The following is a 21557-nucleotide window of genomic DNA, read 5'->3' as shown; positions in this document are numbered from 1 at the left end:
CATTCGCATTCGATGCAAGTGTCTTTGGAAAGATCGCAGCCTCGTTGCACTCGTCAGCTCCTACACAGCTCCTACGCAGCTCCTACGCGGGTCCTACGCGGGTCCTACGGGATAGCGATTGGTCTGTTATCTGTGCTGGTGCAACATGGTCTGGATCTGATGGGTCGCCTGCCGGGTGCTCTGCGCCAGCTTGCGCACCTCATCGGCCACCACTGAGAAACCGCGCCCGACATCTCCGGCCCTGGCGGCTTCAATGGCGGCGTTCAAGGCGAGCAGATTGGTCTGGTCGGCAATGCCCTTGATCACCCCCACCACCGTGGCAATCTGGGCGTAGGTCACCTGGTTCTGTTCGAGCATGCGCTGATGGGTGGACTGGGCCGAACGCTCATCGCTGATATCGCGCACCGCACCAATGACCCGCACCAGTTGCCCATGCGAGTCGCGTACCGCCCGACCGCGCTCACGACACCAGATGTAATCCCGGTTCTTGTGGCGCATCCGGTATTCGAAGACGTATTCACCACTGCCCTGGAAGCCTAGGATTTCCCGGTCGAAAATGGCCATGATCTTGGGCAAGTCGTCCGGGTGGGTGATGCCGACCTGGGCATCCCAGCCATCGGGCAAGTCATCCGGCCCGTAGCCCAGCAGCGCACGGAACTGACTGGAAAAACGCATGCCACTGGCCGGGTGCTGGAGGTCACCGTTGACGACCGTGATATCCCAGCAGCCTTCTGTCAGGGTCGACTGCAGCAGCTCCCAGATCTGCGCATCCCGGCGTTGTTGCTGCAGCTGCTGGCTGAGTTCGCCCAAGCGAATTTCAAGCACCTGCTCGCGCTCGTGGGCTTGCTCCAATTGCTGGCGAACCTTGTGCAACTCATGCTCGCTTTGCTGCCAGCGCAGGGTTTGCGTTTCCACTTGTGCCTCGACCTGATGCAGGTGTGCAGTCGCGCTCGCCATCTGCCGTGCATGCTGCTCAAGGACGGTGCGCAGTGGCGGATACGCGTCGAGCAGCGGCGTGTCCTCCGTTTCGCCGGCCAGTACGCGCTGCACCTGTGCGATCAACGCCCGTTTCTGTTTGTTGGTCTGGAGAAACATCGCCCGCCCCTATGCCATCAAGTCGAAACCCGGATCTGATCGCAAACCGGCCAGGCTGGCTTGTCCCTGCCTGCACGGGGCCTTGCTCCTGGCTGCCAACCACCCAGGCTGGCAGCCACAGACATACGGCGCGGCAGGCACAGTCAAGCTGGACGGTCCTGCCGGGATTACCCTCGGGGCTTTCCCTATTCGTGATCAGGAAACCCTCATGAGCGATATTGCCCTGCTGCCTCAGGTCGAAGCCTTCCTCGGCAGACATCACGCCCTGTTCATCGACGGTGGCTACGTCGAAAGCCAGAGCAACCAGACGCTGGACGTCGTCAACCCCGCCACCGGCCAAGTCATCGCCCAGGTCAGCGACGCCACTCCCGGCGACATTGATGTGGCGGTGGAGTCGTCCCGCCGCGGCTTCAAGCAGTGGTCCCAAACGGCACCCGCGGTCCGTGGCCATGTGCTGCTCAAGTTGGCGGACCTGCTGGAACGCAACCGCGAAGAACTGGCGCAGATCGAAACCTGCCAATCGGGGAAGATCATCCACATCTCCCGGGCCTTCGAAGTCGACCAGGCCGCTCATTTCCTGCGTTACTACGCTGGCTGGGCGACCAAGATCAACGGCGAGACGATCACCCCATCACTGCCCTCCTTCGCTGGCGAACGCTACACCGCCTTCACCTTGCGCGAACCGGTCGGAGTGGTAGTCGGTATCGTGCCGTGGAATTTTTCCACCATGATCGCCATCTGGAAACTGGCCTCAGCCCTGGTGACCGGTTGCAGCATCATCATCAAGCCCAGCGAGTTCACCCCGCTGACCATCTTGCGCATCGCTGAACTGGCCATCGAGGCCGGTCTTCCAGCCGGTGCCCTGAATGTGCTGACCGGCGGCGGTCTGGTGGGCAAAGCGCTGATCGAACACCCGGGCACCAACAAGGTCTCATTCACCGGTTCCGTGCCCACCGGCCTGGCGGTGGGCCAAGCGGCCATGGGCGCCGGGTTGACCCGTGCAACCTTGGAACTGGGCGGGAAGAATGCGGCGGGGTTCCTGCGAGATATCGATCCCGAGGTAGCGGTCAACGGCATCATCGAGGCGGGCTTCCTGCATTCGGGACAGATCTGTGCTGCAGCGGAACGGTTCTTTGTCCATCGCTCGCAGATTGAGTCGATCATGGACAAACTGGCCCAGCGCCTGAGCAAACTCACCATCGGCTCGCCCCTGGACGAGCGCACCGAATTCGGCCCGGTAACCAACCGCCAGCACCAGCACAAACTCGCGGAATTCTTCGCCAAGGCCCGCGCACAGAACAACACCATCGTCCACGGTGGCAAGCTGATCGATGGACCGGGTTGCTATGTCGAGCCGACCATCATCCTCGCCAATCGCCGCGACGACAGCCTGCTCAACGAAGAAACCTTCGGCCCGATCGCCACGTTCTTCCCGTACGACACTGAGGAGGAGTTGCTGGAACTGATGAACGACACCCCCTACGGCCTGAGCGCCAGCCTCTGGACCAACGACCTGGGCAAAGCCCTGCGCATGGTCCCCGCCATCGAAGCAGGCACGGTCTGGGTGAACATGCACACCCTGCTCGACCCGGCGGTGCCTTTTGGCGGCAGCAAATCTTCAGGGATAGGCCGTGAATTCGGCAGTGCATTCATCGACGACTACACCGAACTGAAGTCGGTGATGATCCGCTACTGACCTTCAAAGGCTCTGGCCCCCCTTCAGAGCCCCCATGTGGGAGCGAGCTTGCTCGCGATAGCGGTCTATCAGCCAGCCATGATGCTGAATCTGACGCCGCCATCGCGAGCAAGCTCGCTCCCACAGTTTTTTTTCCGAGTCGCCCAAGGCATCCGCGACCAACACAAATCCCCTGTGGGAGCGAGCTTGCTCGCGATAGCGGACTATCAGCCAACCATGATGCTGAATCTGACGCCGCCATCGCGAGCAAGCTCGCTCCCATAGTTTTAACGCCGGCAGGCGTTGACCGGTGGGACTCGGCCACGCCAGGGTTGGGCGCGCTCCAGTTGGGCGGCCAGGGCCAGCAAGGTGCTTTCCTCGCCAAAGCGACCGGCGAAGTGCGCCCCCATTGGCAGGCCATTGGCGCTCCAGGACAACGGCACTGACATCGCCGGCTGACCGCTGGCGTTGAACAGCGCGGTGAACGGCGAATAGCTGTGGTAGCGCTCAAGCAGTTGATCCAGGCTCATGCACACATCCTGCAGATCCAGTTCGCCAATCGGCACCGGTTCACGGGTCAGGACCGGGGTCAGGATCACGTCGTAGTCCTGCATGAACACTGCCAACTGCCGGCCCAGCGCATGAATCCATTCCACCGCCGCGACATATTGGGCGCCGCTGACGTTGCCCTTGTCCCGCAGGATGATCCGGGTACGCACCTCCAGTTCTTCCGCCTGCACGGCGAACCCACGCATCTGGCCCAGCAGATCGACATAGCGACGGGTGCTTGCACCAATAATGCTGAACACGTGGTCGAGAAACTCCAGCAACCCCACCGGCAGGCTCACCGGTTCGACACGGTGCCCCAAGGACTCGCACAACCGCGCGGCCTCGCCCACCGCCTGAAGGCTCTGGGGTGACGTAGACCAGGGCTCGAGTTGCTCGACCAGGGCAATGCGCAGCGGCTTGGGATCAGCCTGCACCGCCATCACATACGGCAACGCCTGGATCGGCGCGGCGTACGGCGCGCCCAGGTCCATCCCAGCGGTGGCATCCAGCAGAGCTGCACTGTCACGCACCGACAAGGTGATCGCATGAGGCGTGCCCATCCCGGCCCAGCCCTCGCCCATTATCGGCCCCGACGGCATCAGGCCACGGCTGGGCTTGAACCCGAACACGCCACAGCAAGAGGCCGGCACGCGCAATGAACCGCCACCGTCGTTGCCATGGGCAAACGGCACCACGCGGGCCGCCACCAGTGCCGCCGCGCCACCACTGGAGCCACCGGCGCTATGATCGGTGCTCCAAGGGTTGCGGGTGGCGCCGAAGCGCACGGACTCAGTGGAGTACGAGGTGCCGAACTCCGGAGAAGTACTGGTGCCCATCAGTTGGCATCCGGCACGCCGCAACCGCGCGACGACTTCCGAATCAAAATCCGCACGACAGTCGCCCAGTGCGCGCGAACCATTAGTCATCGCCGTGCCGTTGACCGGTGAAAACAGGTCCTTGATCAAGGTCGGCACACCGGCCAGCAGGCCTTGTCCAGCCTGAGGCTTGCGCGCCGCCTCCCGGGCCGAATCGTACAAGCGCTCGGCCACCGCATTGAGCTGCGGCTCGACCCGCTCCAGGCGTTCGATGGCCGTCTCCAGCAGTTCGCCGGGCTGAACCTCGCCACGCCTGACCCACTCGGCCAGCGCCGTGGCATCTTCAATGTCCATCAAGTGGTGGATGTCTTGCATACCCATGTCTCAGGTTCCTTATGTCATGACGATTGATGTGATCCGAGAGTGCTCGCCTGCCCCTGGCCCCGTGCTCGCAGGCCGGCCACGACCCAGAGCAGCGCCAAGGCAAGACTGGCCAGGGACAGCCACTGGATGGCGTGACGCAGGTCGCCGGCGAAGACAACCACCGAGGCCACCACCAGCGGACTGACGAACTGACCGATGTACAGGCACGAGGTAAACCCGCCCAAGCCTCGGCCGCGGGTGCTGGCGGTCAGGGCATTCATCACCGGCGCCATCACGTTGGGTACCAGCAACCCGGCCCCCAGGCCCTGGATGAACACCGCCACCAGCACGGCGTTGTAGCTCTGCCCGCGCATCAGCAGCCACAGCCCCAGGCCCATCAGGCCTAGCAACAGTGCGTTGCAACCAGCGATGCCGAAGCGGCGGCGCAGCAACGGCCACATCAGCGAACCGCCCAGGGTCGCCAACAGGCTCAACCCCGCGGCCAGGCCGATCATCGTGCTGGAGGTGATCCCCAGGCTGACCAACAGCATCGGCGCCTGGATCGGCATGACGAACGTCAGGACCATGCCGCCCAGGATCATCAGGTAGCCAACCATCAGTTGCAGCACGGCGACCTTGGCCGGACCCGGTTCATCGATGCTCTGCTCGACCCTCTGCAGCTTCGCCACTGGCGGCTCCCAGAGCACTTTCATCATGGCCGGCACCAGCAGCAATGGCAGCAAATACAGGAGGAACGGCGTGCGCCACGAGTGCTCGCCGAGCACCCCGCCCACCACGAAAAACAGCGCCCCCACCAGGCCAATGGTCACCACCTGCCGATTGACGTAGCGCAACCGCTCCTCGCCCTGCCAATAGTCCGCGATCAAGGTTGCGCAGCAGGTCATCACCGCCGCCTCCGTACAACCGAACAACAGCCGCGCACCGACAATCGAAGGCAGGCTATCGAGAAGCGCCGGCAACGCGCCGAGCAAGGCGTAGAGCACCGTGGCAATCACCAGCAAGGCCTTGCGCCCAACCCGGTCGGCCAACCAGCCAGCCAACGGTGCGCACACGGCAATCGCCAAAGCCGGGCCGGTAATCGCCAACGGCACCAGCAGATCGGCGCGCGGCTCCAGGGGGCCGAATTCGGCGCCCAACCTGGGCAGGATGGGCGTGACCATCACCGCCCCCATGATCGTCAGGCTGCTGCCCAGCATCAGCACCAGCCCTTCACGCCAACTGGCCTGGCGGGACGGGGTGGCCGCGGTTGAAACGGAACGTGATTGGTTCATGGCGAGCCCCTTTTAGAAACTTTGAGAAATACGCAGCGCCGCGGTGTAGCCCTCGGCGCGGTTTCGCGCATCGAGCTCCTTGTAGACATGCAGCCACACCGGGGGGATGCCGGGCTTGAAGTAGCTCACTGCCGGCCCGACCGCCAACACCCGGGCGCGATTGCCTGCTTCCAGGCCCGGCGCATCGTCATCGGTGAATTGCCGGTAGTAATAGCCGCCCACACCCACGGTCCACGGGCCAACGTGTTGACCCACGGCGAATTCGTGGCGGTACTCGACGCCATTCTTGTAGTCGGTGGCGTGGTTGCGGGTGTTGATGTCGGCTTCGAAACTGGAAGACACCTCGAAGCCGCTGTCGGAGATGTAGGTGGCGTTAAGGATCGGCGAGAAGGTCCAGTGGTTGAGACCCGGCGAGATCAAGCGATCCTTGTCGTAATCGCCTGTGGGGGCCTGGATCTGGAACTGCGCGTTGACGAACAAATTCGGCGACAGGGTCCATTGCAAGATCACCGGCAGCACCTGCATATCGGCCATGCGAAACGGATCGGCCGCAAGGTCCAACGGACCGACAGGCGTCTGCACTTGTAGCGAAGCGTCCATCTGGAAGAACGGCACGACGGCGCCGAAACCGTACTTGGCGCCCAGCACGGTGTAATCGGTCATGCGCATGTAGGCGACGCCGATGGACAAGACATCCAGGGAGAAATTGTTGTCCACGGACTTGCCGTGACGATCTTTCTGCACGTTGGCCGAATAGAAGGCGGTGCGCAGGCCGACGGTGCCAAAGGGCGTGGCCGGCGGCATCATGCCCGCGCCGAAATCGTAGACCCCGACCGCCGTGGTCGGCGCGCCGTTTTCGGTGCCATGGGCAGCGCCACAGACAGCGATCAATCCCAGGGTTAGCCCAGTACAGCGCAAGACGTTGGTTTTATTCTTCTGATTCATCGAATGCCCCTCCCGACCATGTGGTGTAGGGGTCATCCTAGGGAGCCGGCCAGTCAGCCGTTATCCGTTTTCAGCACAGATGCGTGCGACGCAGGGTTTGTGAAGGTGTCTCGCCGAACAGCACTCGATAGTCGCTGGAAAACCGGCTCAAATGCCAGAAGCCCCAGCGTGCTGCCACCTCCTGTACACCCTGGGCATGGCCGCCGCTGCGCAGTTCACGACGCACGGCATTGAGGCGCAACGCCCGCAAATAGGCCACGGGGTTGATGCCCAGCGTCTCCTGGAAGCAATACTGCAGTTTTCGCCGGCTGGCACCGATGTGGTTGCACAGGTCGAGGATCGACAGCGGCTCATCGACATGGGTCAAGGCATATTCCCGGGCGCGGTCGACCATGCGCTTGCGCGCCGTGGGGTTGAGCGGCGGCGCCTCATCCGGTGCCACCAGTTCCAGTATGTGCAGCATCACCGTGTCACGCAGGCCACGGCGGATCGACTCGTAACCCAGTAACGAGTCACGCCCCTGCTCGCCACCTTCAAGCTCATCGAACAACGCCGCCAGCTCGGCGGGCAGCGTCGAGTTGCCGAGACGGTAACACTTGGGAAGATCGGTAATTCGAAAGCGACTGCCCTGTCGTTCCAGCACATGCTCCAACGCCTGTTCGTCGATGGCGACACTGAGCAGGTCGAGATGCTGGGGTGTGCGCAGTTCGGGCAGGTTCTGGCCACGGGCGACCAACAGGCTGGGCTCGATAATCGGGTGCCCCGAGCAAAAGACCGGCCCATCGGCACTCAGTGGCACGCTGAAGGTGATGGCACCCTCCCAGGCCATGCCTTGCTTGGTCAGTGCCTGATTAGAGCGGTCGCGCACCAGTTGCATCCAGTCCGAGCGGAACTCGACCAACTCGCCTTCGAAACGCCCGGGGGTCAACTGGTCATAGCAAACCTGCCAGCCGCCCATGTTGCGGGCGTGCTCGTCGATGTCCGCGGTACGGAACCGATTGATCGGCAGCGTCGGCAACAGGTCCGACGAGATCGCTGGCTGCGCTATGTTGGAGTTGTTCATTGACCCGACCTTTGATGATTCCAGGGCATACGGGTCAAAGCTCAGGCAAGTTCCATTCCGCCCCGTGGGCCGGTCGGGCAATTGTGCCGAAAACGGATAATCGCTCAGGACTCAACTGCCGGCGTCGGCATGGGCCTCTTCAAAGAAATAGTCCTTCCAGCTGTCGGCCTGGTTTTTCAGCACGCCCAGTTCGTGCAGTTTCTTGGCATAGATGTAGGTGCGTTGCGGGACGACAGTGAAGTCGATTTCGGGGTCAGTGACGATTTTTTCCACCAGTGGCAGCGGCAACTTGGACTGCTCTACGCGGATGTAGGTCTGGGCAGCGGCCGGCTTGTCGGCCTTGATGATGCCTTGCGCCTCCACCAGGGCGTCGTAGAACGCCTTGTAGGTCTTGGGATTTTCGTCGTGGAATTTTTCCGTGGTGTAGAGCACGTTGAACGTCGCCGGCCCGCCCAGCACATCATAGGAGCTGAGCACCTTGTGTACGTTGGGGCTTTGCAGTGCCTGGTACTGGAACGGTGGGCTGGAGAAGTGCGAATTGATTTCCGACTGACCCGCGATCAGCGCCGCCGTCGCATCCGGGTGCGGGAGGCTGACCGAGATATCATCGAACTTCTTGAAGTGATCGTTCCCGAACACCTTGGCGGTTTCGATCTGCAGCGTGCGTGACTGGAACCCGACGCCCGCCGCCGGGACAGCGATCCGATCCTTGTCGGTGAAGTCCTTGAGGCTCTTCACGTTCGGGTTATTGGTCAACAGATAGTTGGGCATCGACCCCAGCGAGGCGATGGCCTTGACGTTCTGCTTGCCGCGGGTCCGATCCCAGATCGTCAGCATCGGCGGAACGCCGGCCGAGACCACATCCAGGGCACCGGTCAGCAAAGCTTCGTTCATCGCCGTTGCGCCGGAAATGCTGTTCCAGTCCACCTTGATATCGAGGCCCTGGGCCTTGCCGTGTTTCTCGATCAACTGCTGGTCACGCACCACGTCGAGGATCAGGTAGCCGATACCGAATTGCTGGGCGATGCTGATCTTGCCCTCTGCCTGGGCCGTGGGACCGAGCAATGCCGCTGCCGCCAGGGAGACGAACCACACCGTGAGCGCAGAACGCTTGAAAGCCATAGCCATGGAAACCTCACAGGAAATGAAAGAAACCGAGGGGGCTGACTTTAAAGCTATAAAAAAATTAATTTAAATACTGGTATGGAATATCAATAGCACTTAAATATTCAGTGCACTCCAACGCCTCCGACAAGTACCGAATCGCTAATCGGCTCCCTAACCGCACACGCTGATCGTGCGCGGCGCGCCGAACATCCGTCAGGCGCTGATCGATGGTGTCGATCTGTTGGACTGGCTGCGTGTGGCCGCCGTCAAGGCCTGGCGCACCGCATCGGTGTGCAGCGGAGCCTTCCTGGGCTCTATCTGCGAGTCGGCATGCTCGGCGACGAACGTGCTGCAACGGTCGCGCAACCAGCGTTCCCCCGGGTCATTGTGCGAGGCGCCGCGCCAGACCATGGACAGTTCGTGCTCGGGCAAGCATATCGGCGCCGGCTCGGCCCGCAAACCTGTCCCCACCGCCATCGCCCGCGCCACGTAATCCGGCACGATGGCGATCATGTCGCTCCGGGCCAGCAACACTGGCAAGGCGCTGAACTGAGGCACCGTCAGCACCACCCGGCGTTGCCGGTTCATCAGGCATAAGGCGCGGTCCGAGTCATCAATGACATTGCCCATGGATGAGACCACCGCATGGGGTCGGCGGCAGAATTCGTCCAAGGTCAGTTCGCCAGGCTGCGCATCGGCCCGCAACAACATCGGTCGAATCGAACGCAGGGCCTTGCGTCGGGCATTGGCCGGCAGCTCCAAGGTGTGGCTGATCCCCAGTGAAATATCCCCGCAGGCCAGCAACTGGGACATCTGCCATTGATCGACCCGACGCACCACCAAGGTCGTGCCCGGTGCCTCGACTCGCAGGCGCCGCAACAGATCGGGCAACAACGCGTATTCGACGTCGTCGCAGAGCCCGATATGAAAGGTCGCCTCGCTGGTGCCCGGGTCGAACGCCTGACAACGACTCAAGGCCGCGGCGATGCCGTCCAGCGCCGGAGACAGATTGGAAAAGATCTCCTGTGCCCGGGACGTCGGCTCCATCAACCGGCCTGCACGAATAAACAACGGGTCATCGAACATCAACCGCAAGCGCGCCAGGGCACTGCTGATCGTTGGCTGACCGAGAAAAAGCTTTTCGCTCACGCGAGTGACATTTCGCTCGTGCATCATGGTTTCGAAGACAACCAGCAGATTGATGTCAGCACGACGCAGGTCATTTCTGTTCATCATGATAGCCGTCCCAGGCGCCAGGCCATTGAATCAGGAAAGGACAGGATCATCGCTTGAGCCCTCATCAAGGCGCAGCAGCGATGGGATGGTTGAAAGGCTATTCCCGTGACAGGCCGATGTCTGTCGTACGTAGGGACACCCAACTCATGCCTTAGGCAGGTTCACTGATACTTCGGTATGCAGGACGATCCTGCACAATCGTGTGCGGCCTGAACTACCAGCGGGTTCAGGGAGTTCGCCGTCATCAGTAAAAATTCATACCCAGGTATACTTGGCGGAGTTATTGGACAGCGTATCTTGCAGTAATAGCGGCGCCTGTACGGCAACCTGCTATCACCACCAGGTATCGAAATGTCCCACACTGCGATTATTTCAATTATTGATGATGATGAATCGGTTCGAGTTGCATTGGATGGTTTGTTACGCTCCCACGGCCATCGCGTTAAAACTTATGCCAGTGCCATCGACTTTCTGGCTTCACCCGGATTTGAAAACACAGCCTGCCTGATATCGGATATCCAGATGCCGGGAATGACCGGCCTCCAGATGTACGATGAACTGTCTGCCCGGGGCATTCATATCCCAGCCATTTTTATCACCGGCCACCCCAGCGCGCCGCCAAGAACAAGGGCGTACGCGGTGGAGCCAGTGGCGTTTTTTCCAAAGCCGTTCAACTGTGCAGAACTGATCGCTTGTCTCGAATCAGTCCTCAATCGTCCGACGTGATGCCGCAATGCCGATCACCTGGCCTTAATACCTTCGTATAGATCCGTCATACCCAGACATATCACCACTGACCTTACGTAGAAGTGTCGGATGTTGCGCCGGCGCATACGATCTTCTACAGCGAACCAAAGTTGAAGGTGCTTGATGCTCAATCATTGAGCCAGACACTTTTGGGTACTTCGCGCCACGGTCACGCTGAACAGTTCAATTCATTCAACGTATCGATTTTGTCTTCGGGAGCAAATCATGAAACAGCAAATTCTGGTTATTGGTGCTGGCTTCGGCGGAGTATGGAGCGCATTGAGCGCGGCCCGCCTGCTGGACCAGCATGATCGAAATGACGTGCAGATTACTGTCCTGGCGCCCCAGGCGGAATTGCGCATCCGGCCTCGTTTCTATGAGCCGGACGTCCACACCATGCTGGCTCCGCTGGACGGACTGTTCGATGCAGTGGGCGTGAAGTTCGTACAGGGCTCGGCGAGCAGTATCGACGTCGAGGGTAAACAGGTCGGCTACGTGGACGTGTTCGGCACCCAGGGCAGCCTGGGTTACGACCGATTGGTACTGGCGGCAGGCAGCAAACTGTTTCGCCCCGATCTCAAAGGCATGCTCGAACATGCCTTCGACGTCGATGAAATCGAACAGGCAACGCGCCTCGAAGCCCACATCAAGTCCCTCAAGAACCTGCCGGACAGCCCTGCCCGCAACACCGTGGTGGTGGCCGGCGGCGGCTTCACCGGCATCGAAACCGCCACCGAAATGCCAACTCGCCTGCGGGCAGCCCTGGGTGAGGACGCGAACATCCGGGTCATCGTGGTGGATCGCGCGCCGCAGATCGGCGCATCGTTGGGCGACGGTATTCGCCCCTCCGTGATCGAAGCGTCCGATCACCTGGGCATCGAGTGGATCCTCAATGCTTCAGTCGATTCGGTGGATGCCGGCGGTGTCACCCTGTCGAACGGCCAGCGTATCGAGTCCAATACCGTGATCTGGACCGTGGGTTTCCGTGCCCACCCACTGACCCAGCAAGTGCCAGGCACCCGCGATCAGCAGGGTCGCCTGCACGTCGACGGCCATCTGAAAGTGTTGGGGCAAAACGACATATTCGCCACCGGTGACGTGGCCTATGCCGCCACCGACACACTGGGCAATTACGCGGCGATGTCTTGCCAGCACGCCATATCCCTGGGTCGCTACGCCGGCAACAACGTCGCGGCCGACCTGCTGGGTGTGGCGCCGATGCCCTACAGCCAACCCAAGTACGTGACCTGCCTGGACCTGGGCGCCTGGGGTGCGGTGTATACCGAAGGTTGGGATCGCCAACTCAAGCTGGTCGGGCAGGAAGCCAAGGATCTCAAGACCCAGATCAACAGCGTGTGGATCTACCCGCCCGCTGCTGACCGCACCGCGGCCCTGGCGGCGGCTGACCCGTTGATTCCGGTGGCCTGACCCTTACTGCCTACCCCGGCCAGTCTCTCCTTTCTGCGCCGGTCTTTCCCAGACGCCTGTCAATGATTCTTCGGCGGGCGTTTTTTTGATGAAAAACCAGCACCAAACCGATGGGAGCGAGGCTACTGGTGATAGCTGTGTGTCAATCAACATTGATGTTGGTTGATCCGCCGTCATCGCGAGCAGGCTCACTCCCACCTGTTTCTCTAATCGCTGCGTCTGTTCACCAGGTATTGATCTGCGCGAGCTTGGTCGCCAGGGGCAGGCCGTTCCAAGTGTCCTTGGCTGCGCACCCGACCGGGTTGTGTGCCCACCGATACCAGACATGAAGGTTCTGGGCCCCGGCGATCAGCCCCGCAAAAGGATTGAGCAGTCCGCCGCCTCCGGCGCCTTGCAGCCATGGCAAGCAGTATTGGCAGGGATGCAGTTGAACATACATCACCCAATCCCCGGCATTTGGCGCGACAAGGCCATAGGGCACCAAGCCATTGCCGCCCGCCACCACCAAGGCGTTACGCTCCGCATGACCGGAAAACCCGACCGCAGGCGCGCCGGGCACAACAGCGAAGGCGCCAACGATTGAAAAGCGTGAATTTCCAAATACCACGCCATAAGGCAGGGCCGCCCCGCCCGCGACCGCATTCCCCAAGGGAAAACCTGCGCCCGGATTGGACACCGTTGCCAATGCGGCCCAACAGGAGCCGTGGGCAATGCCAGCTCCCGGCAGGGCCTGGGTATGGGCATGCGTCGCGCATTGCCGGGCGAGTTCCAACGCTTCGAGATAACCTGGGTTCATGACGCCGCCCATGGCCACGGTGAACTGATGCAAAACAACCGGCATAAGATTATCCCTGTCTTGATCGGGTTGACATGGGGCCACAGCTGAACTCGTCCAGAGTTTCAAGGGCGCCTCAGAACACGCAGGTGAGACTAGCCGTGGGGATGAAAAATGCAAAATGGAGCACCCAGGCTTGTCTACATCATCCGCGCCGGAAACGCCTTGAGCTCAAGCTTCTCCATCACCAACCCGATGAATGCCGAAACCGCCAGCGGCAACTGCCGCCGGCTCGGATAGAGCACATTCAGGCCGAAGCCGATGCGCTGGTATTGCGGAAGCACCCGCACCAGCCTTCCGGCTTCCAGGTCGAGGCTGCTCAGCGCCCCCGGCAACACGGCGATGCCCAGGCCGGCGACGGTCGCCCTGCGCAGTGCCTGGGCGGTGTTGGCGTGGAATCGGCTGGCGATCTGCACCTGTTCCTCGATGCCGTCCGGGCCAACGAATCGCCAATGGGTCATGCCGCCGGGATGAGCGAAACTCACGCCGTCGTGGTGAGCCAGGTCCTGCAACGAAAGCGGTGCGCCGCGCGCGGCAATGTACGCGGGGCTGGCAACCATGCCGTCACCGTCGTTCTTGAGCAGTTGGCGACCGACATACCCCGAGTCCTGCAAGGGACCGCCGCGAAAGGCCACGTCGATGCGGTCGGCAATCAGATCGACCCGGGCATCGCTGAGCACGAAATCAAGCTGCACTCGCGGATGCGCGGCTAAAAAGTCGGCCACCCACTCCATCGGGAAGAAATCGAAAAAATCCGCCATCGCCGCGATGCGCACCAGGCCGCTGGGCTCCTCGCTGCCCATCATCAGTTCCTGTCCGGCATCCATCAGGCCGTCCACCGCATCCACGCAGCGTTCATAAAACCCCTGGCCCGCATGGGTCAGCGTGAGTTTGCGGGTCGAGCGCTGCAGAAGTCGCGATTCAAGCTGCGCCTCCAACTGCTGGACCCGTCGGCTGACGGTGTTGGAAGGCATGCCCAAGCGCCTGGCGGCTTCGGCGAAGCTGCCGCTGCGGACCACCTGGACGAACAGCGCAACATCGTTGAGATCGAGCATGGCGCGCACATTCCTTCGTTTTGTGGATGAGTTCAATCCGATTGTATCGACTAATCAATCTATTGGCAGGCACTTATCCTTCTCGCATCGAGGCCCACCGCCCAAGACTTGGAGGCACCCAATGAACAGCATCGTCGCAGCCCCGCCCCGCGCCATCGTCCATCGCACCTCCGGCAACAGGCATGGGCCGATCACCCGGCTCATGAGTCCCGGTGACCTGGGCCAGCTCTGCAAGCCATTCGTGTTTCTCGATCACTTCGCCTTCAACGCCGATGCCATGCAAAGAGGCTTCGGCATGCACCCTCATTCCGGGATCGCCACGCTGACCTACATGATCGAAGGCCAGGTGATCTACGAAGACACCACGGGGCAGTCAGGCACGCTGCCCAGCGGCGGCATGGAGTGGATGCAAGCCGGTAACGGCGTATGGCACACCGCCCGACCGGTTGCGGGTTCGCCGATCCAAGGCTTCCAGCTCTGGGTTGCACTGCCGGCGGCAGAAGAAAATGCCCCGGCCCGCAGCGTCTACCTGGCCCCCTCCGAGATCCCCCGTGAAGGTCCGGCGCTGGTGTTGCTCGGCCAATACGGCGCAGCCCGCAGCAATGTTGCGGCGCCAGCAGGCATGAACTACCTCGCCGTGCAGTTGCAGGACAACGAGCACTGGCGCTACACGCCGCCGGCCGGGCACACCGTCGCCTGGCTGGCGGTCAACAGCGGCGGCCTGGATGCCGGCGGCCACGTCAATGCCGCAGAGATGGTGGTATTCGAAGCGTCCGGCAAGGCCATCGACATCGTTGCCCGGGGCGCGACCTCCTTCGTGCTCGGTTCGGCGGTCAAGCATCCCCATGACCTGGTGATGGGCTACTACTCGGTGCACACCAGCGAGGCAGCCCTGGAAAAAGGCGAGAAGGAAATCCAGCGCATCGGCGCCCTTTTGCAACAAGAGGGTCGGTTGGCCTGACCGCCCCTCGACTCAATCCCTAATTCATACCCGATCCCTTAGAGGTGAATCATGACTGACATCGGTCTCGATCTTCTGTTGTCCCGCACTCAAGTCGGCAAGCTGTCCCTGAAAAACCGCATGATCATGGCACCGATGACCCGTAGCCGCGCGGGCGCTGGCGATGCAGCGACGCCCCTGATGGCCGAGTACTACAGCCAACGGGCCAGCGCCGGCCTGATCATCAGCGAAGGCTCCCAGGTGTCGGCCCAAGGCAAGGGCTACCTGAGAACGCCAGGGATCTTTACCCCTGAGCAGATCACCGGCTGGAGACAGGTGACCGACGCGGTCCACGCCGAGGGCGGGCAGATCTTCTTGCAGCTCTGGCATGTAGGCCGTCTTTCCCATCCGTTGGTGCAGGTCAACGGCGCCCAACCCGTAGCCCCCTCGGCAATCAAGGCCGATGGCGAGATCTACACCCCCGAAGGCCTCAAGCCCTATGAACTGCCACGGGCCCTGGCGCTCGATGAAATCCCCGGTGTGGTCGCCGACTTCCGCCAGGCCGCGGCCAACGCGAAGCTGGCCGGCTTCGACGGCGTGGAGATTCATGGTGCCAACGGCTACTTGATCGACCAGTTCCTGCGTGACGGTACCAACCAACGGACCGATGCCTACGGCGGCTCGATCGAGAACCGTGCACGTTTGCTCAAGGAAGTGGTCGAGTCGGTGATCGAAGTCTTCGGCGCCAGCCGTGTCGGCGTTCGCCTGTCGCCGATCTTCAGCTACTTCTCGATGAGCGACAGCAACCCGCAAGCAACATTCGACTACACGGCCAGGATGCTCAGCCGCTATGGCCTGGCTTACCTGCACATCGTGGAATTGGGCGAAGGCCCGTTCGACTTCCTGGAACTCAAGCGTCGCTTCGGCGGGACGTACATTGCCAATGGCGGCTACAGCGCCGAACGCGCCGCCACTGCCATCAGCCGTGGAGAAACTGACCTGGTGGCATTCGGCACGCCGTTTTTGGCAAACCCGGATTTGGTGGAGCGTTTCAAGCGAGGCCAGGCGCTGAACACCCCTGACGCATCGACGTTCTACCAGGGTGACGAGCGTGGTTATACGGACTATCCGACCTTGGCCGGCGCTCAAGCAGGCCAAGAAGCTTAATACCCGGTACCTGTGGGAGGGAGCCTGCTCGCGATAGCGGTGTATCGTCACCGGCCATACCGACTGACCCGGCGCCATCGCGAGCAAGCTCGCTCCCACATTTGATTCTGGTCCTCCCGGATCTTCCAGTTGGCGCAAGCCCCTTGTGGGAGCGAGCTTGCTCGCGATAGCGGTGGGTCAGCTTGCGGTGATGCTGGATGGGTCGACGCTTCGCGAGCAAGCTCGCTCCCACAGGATTTTGTGTCTGTCGGCTCAGACGCTCTCAGGTACGTCGATCTGAAGTGATACCACCCGTTTCGGTGCCGGTCCGGGTGGCGTGGCTGTCGCGGCTTCGACCAACGTATCGACGGCCTGCCCAGCCAACGCCGCGACAGGATGCGACAGCACCGCCTGGACCAGGCCCGTCTTCAACGCCTCGCGTGTCAACGGCGTCAGGTCGTGGCACACCACCACCGGCAAGCGAATCCGCTGTTCCTGGAGGCTGCGCAAGGCCCGCAATACGCCGGCGATGCCACCACCGGCCACATAAAGCCCCACCAGGTCAGGCTCTGCGGTGAGCAAGTCCAGCGTGTTGCCATACGCGAACTCATCGTCCTCCAGCGTCAGGCGCGACGCGAGCAGCTCCCATTCGCTGGAGTGCTCGGCCAGATAACTGCGAAAGCTCAGCTCACACAATTCCTGGCACTGGAAACGCTGGCTGCTGAGCATGACGGCCGCCGCCCCGGGGCGACTCGCCAGACGACTGATGAACCAGCCTGCCGTGCGGCCTGTGAGTCGATTGTCCAACCCGACATACCCCGTGCCGCTGGCGCTGGACAACTCCGACAGCAGCGCCACCACCGAAACACCTGTCTCGCGCAATTGCGCAACCGCCTCCCGGACCCGGGGATGATCCACCGCCACCACGCCCAGCCCGTCCACTTGATCGCGCAGGGCCAGGATGCGTTGCGCCACGATGACCGGATCGAGGTCGTCCAAGTAGCCAATGACCACGCGAATCCGTGCTCGCGTGCAGGTCGCGGCAGCGTTCGACAACGCGTGGGCAAGCCCTTGGTAAAAAGGCACGCCGCTTTTCTGCAACAGGAAGCCAAGCCGCAAGGTCGGGCGGTCGTTGAGCACCCGCTGTTCGATAACGCCCTTGGCATGGAACCCCAACCGCGCGGCCGCCGCGGCAATGCGTTGGGCGGTGTCGGCGCGCACGTCGGCGCGCAGGTTCAACACCCGGTCGACGGTAGACAAGCTGACCCCGGCTTCCCGGGCGACATCGGCCATGGTGGGGCGAAGCATTCGCCGTGGTTTTTCTGACATGTCTTGACACCTCTTCCGACCATGATGAGGGGTTTTGACAGATTTAGCCATTGCCCCATGGCCCCCTCCCCGGCGACGCAATAGCATCAGGCCCAGCCCATAACAATAAACACAGCCGGAGTACCTCCATGGCGATCCACATCTGCACAGCGCCCTGCTGTTGGGGCGTCGACGACGTCAAGAACCCGTTCCTGCCACCGTGGCGCCGGGTGCTTGGCGAAGCGGCCAAGGCTGGCTATCGCGGCATCGAGCTGGGGCCTTATGGTTACCTGCCGCTGGACGGAACCCTTGTTCAGGCCTTGTCTGAACACGATCTCCAGATCGTCGCCGGGACGATTTTCGACGACTTGGTCAACCCCGCCAACCTGCCTGAATTGCTGCGCCAGACTCACGACATCTGCGCCCTGCTCAAACAACTGCCGCCCATGGCGCAGCAATCCGGCCAGCGCCATGCCGGGCCTTATCTGGTGATCATCGACTGGGGCCACGAGGCGCGCGACTACGCAGCCGGTCACTCGGACCGCGCCCCGCGCCTGGACGATGCTCGCTGGAACACGATGATGGCGCACATCCGCGCCATCGCTGACATTGCCTGGCATCAATACGGCATTCGCGCCGTCATCCATCCCCACGCCGGTGGCTACATCGAGTTCGCCGACGAGTTGGCGCGCCTGGTGGACGACATTCCCGATGAAGTCGCCGGGCTGTGCCTGGACACCGGGCATCTCTATTACGCGGGCATGGACCCGGTCGCGTCGCTGCGCACCTACGCCCATCGCCTGGACTACCTGCACTTCAAGGACATCGACCCGGTGGTGTTCGACCAGGTGCTGAACGAACGCATCCGCTTCTTCGCCGCCTGCGCCCGGGGCGTGATGTGCCCCATCGGGCGCGGCGTCATCGATTACCCGGCGCTGCACAGCCTGGTGCATGAACTGGGTTATGTGGGCTGCATCACCGTCGAACAGGAGCGTGACCCGCGCAACGCCGGGAGTAGCCTCGACGACGTGGCCGCCAGCCGCACCTACCTGGCCCGCATCGGTTTCTGATCACACAAGGACAACGTCATGATCAACGGCAGCAAAACAATCACGCGGCCCATCCGTTGGGCCATGGTCGGTGGCGGCGAGCACAGCCAGATCGGCTACATCCACCGCTCGGCCGCCCTGCGCGACCGGAACTTCGAACTGGTTGCCGCGGCGCTGGATATCGACCCTGCACGCGGCCAAGCCTTTGGTGAGCAACTGGGTATCGAGCCCCAGCGCTGCTATTCGGACTACCTCAGCCTGTTCGAGCTGGAAGCACAACGTCCCGACGGGATTGAAGCGGTGTCAATCGCCACGCCCAACGGCACCCACTACGCCATCACCCGGGCCGCCCTGGAAGCCGGGCTGCATGTGGTCTGCGAAAAGCCGCTGTGCTTTACCCTCGAACAGGCCGAGGCCCTGCGCAGCCTGGCGCACGCCAAGGGACGCATCGTTGGCTTGACCTACGGCTACGCCGGGCACCAGTTGATCGAACAGGCCCGGGCGATGATCGCGGAGCAGGCACTGGGCGAGATCCGCATGGTGCACATGCAGTTTGCCCATGGTTTTCACAGTGCGCCGGTGGAGGCCCGGAACCAGGCCACGCAATGGCGCGTCGACCCGCGCCAGGCCGGGCCCAGCTACGTGCTGGGGGATGTCGGCACGCACCCGTTGTATTTGTCCAAGGTGATGCTGCCCGATCTCCAGATCAAACGCTTGATGTGCAGCCGACAGAGCTTCGTCGCCAGCCGCGCCCCGCTGGAAGACAACGCCTACACCTTGATGGAATACGAAGGCGGCGCCATGGGCATGGTCTGGTCCAGCGCTGTGAATGCCGGCGCCATGCACGGGCAGAAGATTCGCGTGATCGGCTCCCGGGCCAGCCTTGAATGGTGGGACGAGCGGCCCAACCAGCTGAGCTTCGAAATCCAGGGCCAACCCGCGCAGACCCTGGAACGCGGCATGGGCTACCTGCACGCCGACGCGCTGGAGGACGACCGCATCGGTGGCGGCCATCCCGAAGGGCTGTTCGAAGCCTGGTCCAATCTCTATCGCCGCTTCGCCCTGGCCATGGATGCGGCGAACCGTGGCGACAGCGAGGCGCTGGCCGCCCTGCGCTACCCCGACATCGACGCCGGCGTGGAAGGCGTGCGCTGGGTCGAACGCTGTGTGGAATCAGCCAACCAGGATTCAAGTTGGGTCGCCTATTGACCCGACGCCAGTCAGTCAAAATAACCCTGTGGCGAGGGAGCTTGCTCCCGCTGGACCTGTAGGAGCTGGCGAAGCCTGCGATCTTTTGATCTTTCGCTTGAGACTCAAGTGTCTGGGGAAGGATCGCAGCCTCGTTTCACTCGACAGCTCCTACACGCAGTCCAGCGGGAGCAATCTCTGGCCACGGTAATAAGCGTTGCTTAACGGAGAACAACAATGAAAATCGCCCTCGACCCCTACATGCATCGCCACCTGAGCCTGCCGGACCTGTGCCGCAAGACCGCCGAGCTCGGTTTCGAATACCTCGAACTGTCGCCACGGGAAGATTTCCTGCCCTGGTGGGTCCGCCCTCGCGCCCACAAGGAACGCATCGCCGAGTTCAAGAAAGCCCTGTGCGACCACGATCTGCAACTGGCCTCGCTACTGCCGATGTATCGCTGGGCCAGCCCCCACGAAGACGAACGCCGGGCAGCGGTGAACTACTGGAAGGAGGCCATCCAGATCGCCGTGGAAATGGGTTGCACGACGATGAACTCGGAGTTTGGCCGTGGGCCGTCGCCTGATCGCGGGCATAAAGTCAGCTGCTGCGGTGGCGTGCATAGCCATGAGTCGAGCGAAGCGGCCTGGTGGCGTTCGATGGAGGAACTGGTGCCGATCCTGGAAAGCGAGGGGGTCACGCTGAACGTCGAACCTCACCCCGAAGACTGGTGCGAAACCCTGAATCCGGCCCTCGACATGCTCAAGACCCTCGGCTCGGACAACGTCAAGTTCCTCTATTGCACGCCGCACACCTTCTATTTCGGCGATGACATGAAAGCCATGATCGCCGAGGCCGGGTCGATGATCGCCCATGTCCACATCGCCGACACCTACAACCACAAGGCCTCGTCCGGCCTGCGCTACATCGTCAACCCGCCCGGCGCCAAGGTCACCGTCCACCAGCACATGGACATGCACCAGGGCGAGATCGACTGGGACCTGTTCTTCAGTGAACTGGCCAAGACCGGCTTCGACGGCATCGTCACCGCTTGCGTGTTCGGCTGGGAAGAACGGGCGGATGAATCCGGGCGCTTCATGCGCAAGGAAATCCAGTCCTACGTCGACAAATACTTCAAGTAAGCGTCTCCATCACTCCAGCAACCGGACCAGCCGCGGCTCGATCGCGCCAGCACTCACCTCGACCAACGCCAGCGTCACCGGCAGCGTGAACCGCCGCCGGCCGGCGCTGCCAGGGTTCAGGTACAGCCGGTCGCCACGCCATTCGATGCCCGGCTTGTGGGAATGGCCGCTGATCACCCACTTCACGCCCGGGTCGAGCGAGTCCTGTACATCGGCGATGTCATGAACCAGCAAGACCTGCCATCCACACAGGTCGAATTGCAGGCGGTCAGCGAGCGGCCCAGCCCAATCGGCCCCCAGGTCGTTATTGCCGCGCACCACGTACAATGGCGCAATCGACGCCAATTGATCCAGAATCCCGGGGCTGCCGATGTCACCGGCATGGATGATCCGCTCACACCCTTGCAATGCTGTCAGCGCTTGCGGGCGGAGCAGACCGTGGGTGTCGGAAATGACGCCAACTTTCATGAAATCTTTCTCCCCAATCGTGTGTCGCCGGCTGTACCTGCCTCGTCGTAGCGAGCTAACGTGCTGAAATCGAATAAGATAGGCTGCGCATCAATAATGCGCAGACCCGTCGT

At 62.1% G+C, this 21557-nt stretch carries 18 protein-coding genes and 1 pseudogene; 8 read left to right on the top strand and 11 right to left on the bottom strand.

Translation table 11 applies throughout. The features are described 5' to 3' along the window. Window positions 1-135: 135 nt before the first annotated feature. A pseudogene (locus QMK47_RS28760) lies at window positions 136-675 on the bottom strand (PAS domain-containing methyl-accepting chemotaxis protein); the annotation flags it as partial. Window positions 676-1303: 628 nt separating this feature from the next. On the opposite strand from QMK47_RS28760, the gene QMK47_RS14340 reads away from it, so the two are divergent. Then, complete coding sequence (locus QMK47_RS14340) at window positions 1304-2791, top strand: aldehyde dehydrogenase family protein (RefSeq protein ID WP_320390460.1); 1488 nt, start codon at window positions 1304-1306, stop codon at window positions 2789-2791. A gap of 266 nt (window positions 2792-3057) precedes the next feature. On the opposite strand, the gene QMK47_RS14335 is transcribed toward QMK47_RS14340, so the two are convergent. The 6 genes from QMK47_RS14335 to QMK47_RS14310 all read right to left on the bottom strand — a co-directional run bounded on the left by QMK47_RS14335 (window position 3058) and on the right by QMK47_RS14310 (window position 10140). Continuing rightward, window positions 3058-4515: an amidase gene (locus QMK47_RS14335; RefSeq protein ID WP_320390459.1), complete on the bottom strand. Its 1458-nt coding sequence runs from the start codon at window positions 4513-4515 to the stop codon at window positions 3058-3060. A gap of 17 nt (window positions 4516-4532) precedes the next feature. Beyond that, the gene (locus QMK47_RS14330) at window positions 4533-5789 is read right to left on the bottom strand and encodes an MFS transporter (RefSeq protein WP_320390458.1); all 1257 of its coding nucleotides are present in this window, start codon (window positions 5787-5789) and stop codon (window positions 4533-4535) included. A 12-nt stretch (window positions 5790-5801) separates the two neighbouring features. Then, a complete protein-coding gene (locus tag QMK47_RS14325; protein ID WP_253474540.1) occupies window positions 5802-6734 on the bottom strand; it encodes a transporter in 933 nt (310 codons plus the stop codon). A gap of 70 nt (window positions 6735-6804) precedes the next feature. Continuing rightward, window positions 6805-7797 (bottom strand): helix-turn-helix domain-containing protein, encoded by a 993-nt coding sequence (locus tag QMK47_RS14320; protein ID WP_253474537.1) that lies wholly within the window; start codon window positions 7795-7797, stop codon window positions 6805-6807. Window positions 7798-7908: 111 nt separating this feature from the next. Further along, window positions 7909-8925, bottom strand: coding sequence for an ABC transporter substrate-binding protein (locus QMK47_RS14315; protein WP_253474534.1), 1017 nt, complete (start codon window positions 8923-8925; stop codon window positions 7909-7911). Window positions 8926-9117: 192 nt separating this feature from the next. After that, the gene (locus tag QMK47_RS14310) at window positions 9118-10140 is read right to left on the bottom strand and encodes a LysR family transcriptional regulator (protein ID WP_301300420.1); all 1023 of its coding nucleotides are present in this window, start codon (window positions 10138-10140) and stop codon (window positions 9118-9120) included. Window positions 10141-10491: 351 nt separating this feature from the next. Between QMK47_RS14310 and QMK47_RS14305 the strand changes: the two genes are divergently transcribed. After that, on the top strand, window positions 10492-10866 hold the full coding sequence (locus QMK47_RS14305) for a response regulator transcription factor (RefSeq protein WP_253474531.1): 375 nt from the start codon (window positions 10492-10494) through the stop codon (window positions 10864-10866). A gap of 246 nt (window positions 10867-11112) precedes the next feature. Continuing rightward, on the top strand, window positions 11113-12315 hold the full coding sequence (locus tag QMK47_RS14300; protein ID WP_258691128.1) for an NAD(P)/FAD-dependent oxidoreductase: 1203 nt from the start codon (window positions 11113-11115) through the stop codon (window positions 12313-12315). Between the two features lie 223 nt (window positions 12316-12538). Here QMK47_RS14300 and QMK47_RS14295 read toward each other — a convergent pair whose 3' ends face one another. Next, window positions 12539-13156, bottom strand: a complete 618-nt coding sequence (locus tag QMK47_RS14295) for a hypothetical protein (RefSeq protein WP_018613374.1) — start codon at window positions 13154-13156, stop codon at window positions 12539-12541. A gap of 134 nt (window positions 13157-13290) precedes the next feature. Continuing rightward, window positions 13291-14205 carry a LysR family transcriptional regulator gene (locus QMK47_RS14290; protein WP_018613376.1) on the bottom strand — a complete coding sequence of 305 codons (915 nt, stop codon included), beginning with the start codon at window positions 14203-14205 and terminating at the stop codon, window positions 13291-13293. Window positions 14206-14326: 121 nt separating this feature from the next. Between QMK47_RS14290 and QMK47_RS14285 the strand changes: the two genes are divergently transcribed. Together QMK47_RS14285 and QMK47_RS14280 are read left to right on the top strand one after the other, a co-directional pair. Then, entirely contained in the window at window positions 14327-15166 is an 840-nt protein-coding gene (locus QMK47_RS14285) for a pirin family protein (protein ID WP_320390457.1), read from the top strand. A 51-nt stretch (window positions 15167-15217) separates the two neighbouring features. Then, on the top strand, window positions 15218-16312 hold the full coding sequence (locus tag QMK47_RS14280; RefSeq protein ID WP_320390456.1) for an alkene reductase: 1095 nt from the start codon (window positions 15218-15220) through the stop codon (window positions 16310-16312). A 252-nt stretch (window positions 16313-16564) separates the two neighbouring features. Here QMK47_RS14280 and QMK47_RS14275 read toward each other — a convergent pair whose 3' ends face one another. Continuing rightward, window positions 16565-17620, bottom strand: a complete 1056-nt coding sequence (locus QMK47_RS14275; protein WP_320390455.1) for a LacI family DNA-binding transcriptional regulator — start codon at window positions 17618-17620, stop codon at window positions 16565-16567. Window positions 17621-17748: 128 nt separating this feature from the next. On the opposite strand from QMK47_RS14275, the gene QMK47_RS14270 reads away from it, so the two are divergent. The 3 genes from QMK47_RS14270 (at window position 17749) to QMK47_RS14260 (ending at window position 20976) form a co-directional block, all read left to right on the top strand. After that, window positions 17749-18669, top strand: coding sequence for a sugar phosphate isomerase/epimerase (locus tag QMK47_RS14270; RefSeq protein WP_258691123.1), 921 nt, complete (start codon window positions 17749-17751; stop codon window positions 18667-18669). Between the two features lie 18 nt (window positions 18670-18687). Then, entirely contained in the window at window positions 18688-19857 is a 1170-nt protein-coding gene (locus QMK47_RS14265) for a Gfo/Idh/MocA family oxidoreductase (protein WP_320390454.1), read from the top strand. 216 nt (window positions 19858-20073) lie between these two features. Continuing rightward, complete coding sequence (locus tag QMK47_RS14260; RefSeq protein ID WP_253474509.1) at window positions 20074-20976, top strand: sugar phosphate isomerase/epimerase family protein; 903 nt, start codon at window positions 20074-20076, stop codon at window positions 20974-20976. A gap of 9 nt (window positions 20977-20985) precedes the next feature. Here the strand turns inward: QMK47_RS14260 and QMK47_RS14255 are convergent, their stop codons facing one another. After that, complete coding sequence (locus QMK47_RS14255; protein WP_253474506.1) at window positions 20986-21444, bottom strand: metallophosphoesterase family protein; 459 nt, start codon at window positions 21442-21444, stop codon at window positions 20986-20988. Window positions 21445-21557: the final 113 nt, after the last annotated feature.

It is taken from the genome of Pseudomonas sp. P9_35 (genome assembly GCF_034008205.1).
In the GTDB taxonomy this organism is placed as follows: domain Bacteria; phylum Pseudomonadota; class Gammaproteobacteria; order Pseudomonadales; family Pseudomonadaceae; genus Aquipseudomonas; species Aquipseudomonas kilonensis.
This window is presented reverse-complemented; position numbering and strand designations above follow the sequence as displayed.